The sequence below is a fragment of the Arachidicoccus rhizosphaerae genome, from assembly GCF_900107765.1.
Lineage (GTDB): Bacteria > Bacteroidota > Bacteroidia > Chitinophagales > Chitinophagaceae > Arachidicoccus > Arachidicoccus rhizosphaerae.
In genome coordinates, this window is the sequence record NZ_FNQY01000045.1 from 1 (window position 1) to 8,460 (window position 8,460).

The window sequence follows — 8,460 nt, forward strand, 5'->3', positions numbered from 1 at the left end:
CACTATCATTTAAATAAAATCAAAGCCAGGAACCAGTCTACCGAGACCTGCTGGATCTTCTTTGGCATCCTTACAGCAAACGCATCCATTATCAGCAAAAGAATGCAACAGGCCGCACAGATTAAAAGCACAGCGGCCTAGAATTAACACGCTTATCTTATCCAACCGGGCTAAATAACAGCTCCGATGGTCTTGCTATGTCCCGTCTACAAAAAATCCTCTCTTTAATTCCGTTTTATGGAAAAAAGAGAGGATTTATTAGTTTAATATTTAATATGTAGCAACTCCTTTTAAGAGTTTACAGGAACACCCTAACTTATAATAACCAAAACTAAATAGTATGCCAAACTAAACACAATTTATTTTTAATCAATATTTACATTACTTGTTGAATATGAATCCATTAGTTAAAAACCTTTAATTTAACAGTCAATTTTCGCTTAAGCATAACTTCTTTCAAAAACGATGTGTTTTGTCAGAAAAATGACTAGCGCAAGTCCATCATGAGCCAATTATGAGCCAATCATGAGCCAATTGAGCCAATCATGAGCCAATTATGAGCCAATTAATTCGTAAAAACTTCCGGCCCCTTTCCCTTTATTTCGAAACAACTTATAATCGCGACAAATCCCGTTTTGCAGTCGGTTTGGCAATCAAGTTTAGTTTTTGATAATCTTTATTGGTAATACGACCATTTTCTTTTACAAATTCCACCGCTTTTAATTGGCGTTCATTAAGCCCTAATTTAGTCAATCGTTCGGGTGAAAGGTGATTCTTGAACAGCGTTACAAGCAAGCCATTTTGAAATTCCTTTATTTCTGGCTCAGGCAATCCGGCAATTTTACATGCACTAAATATCTTTTGAATACCACGTCCCCAAGAATCTATGTACCCTCCCTTAAAACACACATCTGCAACTAAAACATTTCTCGGTTGAGAAGCATGAAAGCCTTTCAAAGCTTCCACACTTAATCCTTCTGGTAATGCGCCTTCATTCCAAAAAATTATTTTATCATCATAAACTCTTATTTGAGTTGGTGCACCCATGTAATTACGGTGTACGCAAGCATTCAATATCGCTTCACGAAGTGCTTCAACAGGATATGCACTTCTTTCAATTCTTTTCAATCCTTCAAAAGAAATTTCTCGAACTAAAAATTTATGTTGCAATTGATTCAGAATTGACTGCAGAATCACAATAAGACAACCTTCCTCATTTTCCTGAAAGATTAGATCTGCATCATCTTTTCCAAACCGCCCAATCTTAACACTTGTGTTTGGAAAGAATTTATCAGGCTCTTTTGCAAATAAAACAATTGTAGCCCTTTTTAATTGGCCATTTTCAGTAAGTCGTAATTTGTCAAACAATTCAGGGGAATACTTAAGCCTTTCCATTCAGGTAGTCGCCCACTTGAAGCAGCCTCTCTGACAAAAGTATTAACGACACCCACATTAATATCATCAAACGTCGCTCGAGATTCAATCACATCATCCCACGTTTTGCCCGATTTCTTTAGAAGAAATTCGTTTAGTGATGTGCCAATTAATTCTAGTTTAGTGCTGCCACTCCGATAATAATACCTTCCACGTAATGAAACAGGAACAGAATAAGAATGGGTAAGAATTTCAATATAATAATTACCAAGTTCATTATGCAAGTTCACCTCAGACGGTTATCCCCATAAGATTCCGAATCTTATTAGGGATCTAGAGGTGTTGTAAAATCGCATTACACAGAATATGAGCCAACTTAGAACCAATTAGTATAAAAGCCTATATTCTACTTTCAATTCGAGAGACGATCTATAGACTAGCGATTTTGCTAGTCTACTAATTTTATAACTGCTTGATTCTCACTTGGAGATTTTGCATTAATTGTCTTACATAAAATTCCGTAGGAAGATGTAACTTGCGTCTATTTAAGAGTGGCTACCGCCCCCCGCAACTGCGCGAAGCTGTGCGAGCCATTACAAGCAACCGTACGACGATCGTATCGAAATATGACAACAGAGAAAAAAGCACTAATAGCAGGACTAATTTTAATAACGACAACAATAATTGTAATGGGACTATTTGATTTTTTAAAACCAAAATCTAAAAGTAGACAATTTGTTAGTGAGACCGCTTTCAACAGCAACAGTGACAAGCAAATGCAAATGACACCACAAACACTTGACCAATTAAGAAAACTTAATGTTACGGCTGACAAAGAATTGAAACTTGAATATTTCTTTTACACAAATACACCAGACAAAGCTGAGAAATTGGCGTCAGAAATTGGAAAATTAAATTATACAGTTCAACACGGAGTTTCCGCTGGCGACAAGAAATTATTTATTGTAACTGGCTGGACAACTAAAATGAAAATGGCAGACGAAGTTGTAAAGCAATGGACAAAACAAATGTGTGAACTCGGCTATAAGTTTGACTGCGAATTTGACGGTTGGGGAACAGACCCCAGTCAAAATGACAAAACGGAAACAACCGAAAACTCATTTGAAGGATTAAGAAATATGGCGTTTACAGTGACACCCGAACAACTTGGACTTTCATTTCCGAGCGACAAGACGGTTGTTTACGGAGTAATTATGGACTGGGAAATGGGCGGTGCAACAGCGACAACAGTTTCCTATCAGACTGGTGACGCAAGTTTGTATTTAAGTTCTGGCGGCGGCTTTATTGGTGGCGGACAACATAAAAATGTAAATAGTGCAGCTAAACGGTTTGTAAGTTTAGCACAGACATTTCTCGACAAGACAACTAAAGTAGAAACAACATCTTTGCCATCAACAGACGAGGTGAAATTTTACCTCTTGACAAACAAAGGCATTTACGAGGGACAAGAAACAATAAGGAATTTTGAAAACCATTCATCGTCCTGGCTAAAATTATTTGAAGAAGGAAATAACGTATTAACGGAACTTCGCAAGACAAGTGAAAATTAAATTAAACATAGTGGACAGAAGAATGGCAGCTTGTAACATCGGTTTAGCAATATGACGGCTGAAGTGCTTCTATGAAACTGTTGTGCAAGGTACACATAAGTCCAAGTCGGCCATCTCAAAACACAGGAGGCAGCATTGTGTGGAAATAATTCAAAATATCAATTTTAATGTACAGCATTATCTGAAATAAAATGTCTCCTGTATTGACAAATAACTGATAATCAACTATTTGCCAATACAGTAAGTTCAACTATATTGATTATCAATACAATACAAGGATACTGGTGTAAATAAGGTGTAAAAGATAATCCAATTTAATTAGTAATTTAACCATAATGCCTAAATTAACTAGTAATTACGGCTAGATTATTACACAAGCAATAAAGCTATATTATTCATTTAGCCCATTATTCTCAAACAGCTCGTGCAATTTCTGCTGTAGTAGTTTTTTGTCAGGCAATTGGGTCTGATATTCAGAAACCAAGGTCGGTGAAAGAGAACGGCTTAGTGCATATTCCACTACCTCACTATCCTTACCTTTGCATAACAATACGCCAATGCTTGGATTCTCATGCGGCTTCTTTACGTCTCTATCTAAGGCTTCTAAATAGAAATTGAGTTGTCCCAGGTGTTCAGGTAAAAATTCTACTACCTTTAATTCAAAAGCCACTAAACATTGTAAATCTCTATGAAAAAATAGCAAATCAATAAAAAAGTCCTTATTGCCGACCTGTACACGGTATTTCTCACCAATAAAAATAAAATCTTTCCCCAGTTCGAGAATAAACTTCTTCATTTGCCTTACTAAGCCATTTTGGAGGCCTTTTTCATCATATGATTCAGGTAAATTCAAAAACTCAAAAACATAACTATCTCTAAAAGAAATAGTTAGATCCTTATTTAAAACTCTCAGCGGTGCTGAGAGTTTTAAATCCCCAGTAATAGCTCGTTCAAACAAACTCGTTGAAATTTGTCTCTCCAACTCCCGATAACTATAATTTTCTTTTATACATAACCGCAAATAGAATTCTTTCTCTTCAACAGTTTTACAACGTGAGAGTATTGTTAAATTATGTGTCCAACTAATTTCTCTCAGCATCGCTGAGAGTTTCGGCACATCTTTATAGGACTCATAAAATTGCTTCATCCTCCACATGTTTTTATCAGAGAAACCCTTAATGCCAGGTTCATTACGTTGAATATATTGTGCCAACTCACTTACAACAGACACACCCCATTCTGCATTTTCCACTTTATTAAAAATGTATTCCCCAACATTCCAATATAAATTTATAAGCTCAGCGTTCACTGATCTTAGAGCCTTTATCCTTGCTTGTTGGATTAAATCAATTATTCCAGAAAAACGATTGTCCATCTCTTAAATTTTATAAAAATCAAAAATAGCAATATTTCTCCAGCAACACCAGATCCATTGTAAAACATGAATTTTAAATCCATTTAATCCATAACAAACATAGCCTTCGCTGTGAAAGAAAAATGAGAAATTCACTATTCGTAAATACTATGGTTAAGGCACCATGTATTATGAATTATATTATCTGGGTGTCCAATAAACACATTATAAACAATAATAATCTATTTGCCAATACAGTATGTTCAACTATATTGATTATCAAAATTATACAAGGATACTGGTGTAAATTAGGTGTAAAAACAATTACAATTTATTTAGCAAAAACGAAAATAAACCTAAATTAACAAGCTATAAAAACTAAACATATTTCTAAAAAGCAACTAAAACTATATACCATTTTTGCTATCATAAGTGCCAAGTAAATTTAGTAAATTTGCTCTGTAAATGAATAAGAAAAAACTTTATGTTATAGCAGGTTGTAATGGTGCGGGCAAGACGACCGCATCATTCACGATTTTACCGGAAATTTTAGACTGTAGAGAATTTATCAACGCAGACGAAATAGCACGTGGTCTCTCTCCTTTTCAACCTGAAAAGGTAGCCTTAGAGGCGGGACGAATCATGTTGAACAGAATAAACGAACTTATTGAGGACAATGAAAATTTCGCATTTGAAACCACATTAGCAACAAGAAGTTATAAAAGCAAAATATTGGAGGCCCAAGAAAAAGGTTATACCGTAAGTTTATTATTCTTTTGGTTAAACTCAGTCGATTTAGCCATTAAACGCGTAAATAATAGAGTTGCAGAAGGTGGACATTTTATAGAACCTGACGTAATAAAGAGAAGATATATAAGAGGAATTGAAAACCTAAAAAAATTATATTTACCGGTCGTTGATAGAGCCTATATTTTCGACAACAGTGATGGTGATAACGATGAAATTGCACTTAAAGAAAAAGACAAACCAATTATAATTATCAACAAAGAAAAGTTTAAATCAATTTTTTAATATGGCAAGTCCTGAAGTTATAGAAGAAAAAAACAAAATAGTTCGCGGGCTTGAATTAGCCTTTCAAAGACTTTTGGAATTTAAAAAACAAAAGAACAGTCCGCTTATTATTATGAAGGATAATAAAATTATTGAAGTCTCAGCAGAGGAGTTTATGAAGAATCGCTCTGCCTATCATAAGCCCAAGTCGGCCATCTAAAAACACAGAAGGCAGCATTGTGTGGAAATAATGCAAAATATCAATTTTAATGTTCGACATTTTCTGAAATAAAATAAGTTCTGTATTGACAAATAACTGATAATCAACTATTTGCCAATACAGTAAATTCAACTACATTGACTATCAACACAATGCAAAGACACAGGTGTAAATTAGGTGTAAAAGATAATCCAATTTAATTAGAAAATGGATCAAAAAAGACACAGAAATTAGTAACAATAGCTAATTACATCACCAAATACATGAAGTGTACCCCGATTTTAGACCGGCAAAATAAGATATAGGCAATTGCCTAAAATCAATGATTTTTGCATTATGGCACAGAAAAGGGCTATTTAACCCATTATTTAACTATGACAAAAATTTTGACAATCTTATTTACTTGTTTGACACTTATATCTTGTGGACAGACACCAAAAGACAAATCTGCAATTGACATTACAACTACAAAATCAAGTAAGCATTTAAACATACCAGGAACAAGAGTATTCGTAATTCCACCAACTGGCTTTGTAACTTCTACGACACTGCCTGCTATTGAAAAAGGTAATCATGGACTACTTCAAGCAATGGATTTAGTCGGTGGAAGTTTTTATACAAATGCTGCAACTTTTTCAAAAGAAAAATTTGAACAAAAAGGAGTAAAGGTTTTTGAATACAAAGAATTCAAAATAAATAACTATCCTGCAAAAATGGTTCTTATACAAGGAGCCCCACAAACAAAAATGTATAATCTCGTTTTTGGTGACTCAACATTCTCAGCTTCAGTAATGGGAGTATTTGCGGCGAATGACAATCAAACAGGTGAACAAATAAAGCAAGCTATCCAATCCATTTACTACGACAAAACATTTGAAGTGAATCCTTTTGCAACAGCACCTTTTAAGCTTGACGACACCGAATCAATTTTCAAGTTTGCAAAGCTTTCAGCGTCAATGTATATGTATTCAATTAACGGAGTGAAAAAAGACTCTTATGACGACGAACCTTATTTTATGGTACTCGCTGCACCGACAGAGGGAGCACCATTGAAAGCTATCGCTGACGATATGGCAAGTGTAATTAAGGTCGACACAATAAAAAATATTTCAGAAACCAAAACTAATGGCCTTCAATCATTCAAGAGAGAGGTTTATGGCAATGTTCCGCTCCCCTAAATAATCGGACATAATTACAAAAAAAAATTGTAACTATGGGTATGATTCAAACCGACAAGGGGACAAAAAAGTTTACGGAAAAGGAAAAGCTCAGCATTTTGAAAGAGGCTGAAAAAGAAGGAGTTAAGAAAACGCTCAATAAGTATAACCTTTATCCGGCGACTTATTATTACTGGAAAAAGAAATATTCGAATCTTGGCTCAGACGGTAGTTTGCCGAACAGTAAGGGCATCTACGACGCCTCTGCTGTCCGTAAATTGGAAAAGGAAAATTCCGCGCTCAAGCAATTGCTGGCGGAAAAAGAGCTTGAATCCAAGCTAAAAGATGAGATGCTAAAAAAAAAGTATCCACATCTGAGAAAGTTGCTTTAGCTCGTGAGTTCATTGGTAAAGGCATGCTGAGAGACCGGGCATTAGGACTTCTTGGAATTACGAAGCATGCCTATTATTATCAGTCAAAAGAAGGCAAAAGAGGCCGTAAAAAATCCCATTATACTACGAAGATGACCAGCAAAAACGGGCTAAGTGAAATAATAGACACAGATCAACTTGTAAAGGAGATGGTTGCCATTAAATCGAATCCGGAAACGGATTATGGCTATCGGGCAATGACTGCTGCTTTGCAGCTTAAAGGATATGTTATTAACAAGAAAAAGGTTTATCGGATAATGGGCGACTACCAGCTTCTACATGAAAAGAGAAAGAAGCCTGGTAGGGTTTACGTAAAGCATCGCCGGGTCGATCCATGGATGCCATTAGAGGTTATAGAAATGGATATAAAATTCCAGTGGGTTGTATCTCATCAATGTTATGCATTCATCCTGACAGTCATTGATTGCTTCACCCGAACGGTGCTTCATTGGCAGGTGGCCTATTCAATCACGCAAAGTCAGGTGATAGATGCCTGGGAGGATGTGATTGTCAATTATCTACAGCCATACAAAATGATGGATAAGAAAATAACCATTGAAATCAGGAATGATAATGACGCTCGCTTTGCTGCTCATTCAGTTCAAAAGTATCTGGCAGAAAATGGCTTGAACCAGGTTTTTACGCACCCATATACTCCGCAGGAAAATGGACACATTGAATCCTTCCATTCGATTTTAGGACGCTCTTTGGACCGCATAGGCGCATTCAGGACATTGCAGGACTTAGAGCAGCATTTAAAGGGGTTCTATAAGACTTACAACGAGGTCCGACTGCATGGAAGCCTGGATCATCTACCACCCAAGCGGTTCTGGAAACTATGGCAGGAAGGACTGATTGAAAGCATAGAGAGAAAGAATAAGGGAAGGAGACATAAGCTACTAATACCTCACTATGAACTTTCGGGTAGTGGACACCAGAAGGAGCATTCGGCTCGCCCCTTAGGGCGAATAAAAAATACCGCTACAGTTGCAGCGGTATAAGTGAAGTGGACCCTATTCTTTAGACAGATTTCTTTGGGTTCTAAGATAGAGGCAATAGGGATACCTCTTCTGGGTTAGGCGGTGACCTGGTGCAAATATACTTACTTTTATGCTGCATGTTTATATAACTTGCTGGGACATGAATTATTAAGAGATTGGTGGGGCCTGTGATAATTGTAGAAACTCATATAGTTATCGATTTGATAGTGCAAAGTTCGACCGTCCTCACACGGGCTTAAGTATATACATTCGTATTTGATTGAACGCCATAGCCTTTCGATGAAGATGTTGTCAATTGCGCGCCCCCTGCTATCCATGCTGATTTTAATTTGTTTTGCTTT

General features: G+C 36.2%; 9 protein-coding genes. 6 read left to right on the forward strand and 3 right to left on the reverse strand.

What is annotated here, in order from left to right; genetic code table 11:
• Positions 1-612: 612 nt before the first annotated feature.
• Positions 613-1,395, reverse strand: coding sequence for an ATP-binding protein (locus tag BLU80_RS19185; protein ID WP_091401568.1), 783 nt, complete (start codon positions 1,393-1,395; stop codon positions 613-615).
• A gap of 605 nt (positions 1,396-2,000) precedes the next feature.
• Here BLU80_RS19185 and BLU80_RS19190 point away from each other — a divergent pair.
• Entirely contained in the window at positions 2,001-2,945 is a 945-nt protein-coding gene (locus BLU80_RS19190; RefSeq protein WP_091401569.1) for a ribonuclease E inhibitor RraB, read from the forward strand.
• Between the two features lie 391 nt (positions 2,946-3,336).
• Here BLU80_RS19190 and BLU80_RS19195 read toward each other — a convergent pair whose 3' ends face one another.
• Positions 3,337-4,320, reverse strand: coding sequence for a PDDEXK nuclease domain-containing protein (locus tag BLU80_RS19195; protein ID WP_091401571.1), 984 nt, complete (start codon positions 4,318-4,320; stop codon positions 3,337-3,339).
• A 444-nt stretch (positions 4,321-4,764) separates the two neighbouring features.
• Between BLU80_RS19195 and BLU80_RS19200 the strand changes: the two genes are divergently transcribed.
• The 5 genes from BLU80_RS19200 to BLU80_RS19220 all read left to right on the forward strand — a co-directional run bounded on the left by BLU80_RS19200 (position 4,765) and on the right by BLU80_RS19220 (position 8,119).
• Complete coding sequence (locus tag BLU80_RS19200) at positions 4,765-5,331, forward strand: ATPase (protein ID WP_091401573.1); 567 nt, start codon at positions 4,765-4,767, stop codon at positions 5,329-5,331.
• A gap of 1 nt (position 5,332) precedes the next feature.
• Positions 5,333-5,530 (forward strand): hypothetical protein, encoded by a 198-nt coding sequence (locus tag BLU80_RS19205; protein ID WP_091401574.1) that lies wholly within the window; start codon positions 5,333-5,335, stop codon positions 5,528-5,530.
• 329 nt (positions 5,531-5,859) lie between these two features.
• Positions 5,860-6,708, forward strand: coding sequence for a hypothetical protein (locus BLU80_RS19210; protein ID WP_139188223.1), 849 nt, complete (start codon positions 5,860-5,862; stop codon positions 6,706-6,708).
• A gap of 35 nt (positions 6,709-6,743) precedes the next feature.
• Entirely contained in the window at positions 6,744-7,079 is a 336-nt protein-coding gene (locus BLU80_RS19215; protein ID WP_211481923.1) for a transposase, read from the forward strand.
• Between the two features lie 23 nt (positions 7,080-7,102).
• Entirely contained in the window at positions 7,103-8,119 is a 1,017-nt protein-coding gene (locus BLU80_RS19220; RefSeq protein ID WP_091401578.1) for an integrase core domain-containing protein, read from the forward strand.
• A 107-nt stretch (positions 8,120-8,226) separates the two neighbouring features.
• Here BLU80_RS19220 and BLU80_RS19225 read toward each other — a convergent pair whose 3' ends face one another.
• A complete protein-coding gene (locus BLU80_RS19225; protein WP_394331876.1) occupies positions 8,227-8,448 on the reverse strand; it encodes an integrase core domain-containing protein in 222 nt (73 codons plus the stop codon).
• Positions 8,449-8,460: the final 12 nt, after the last annotated feature.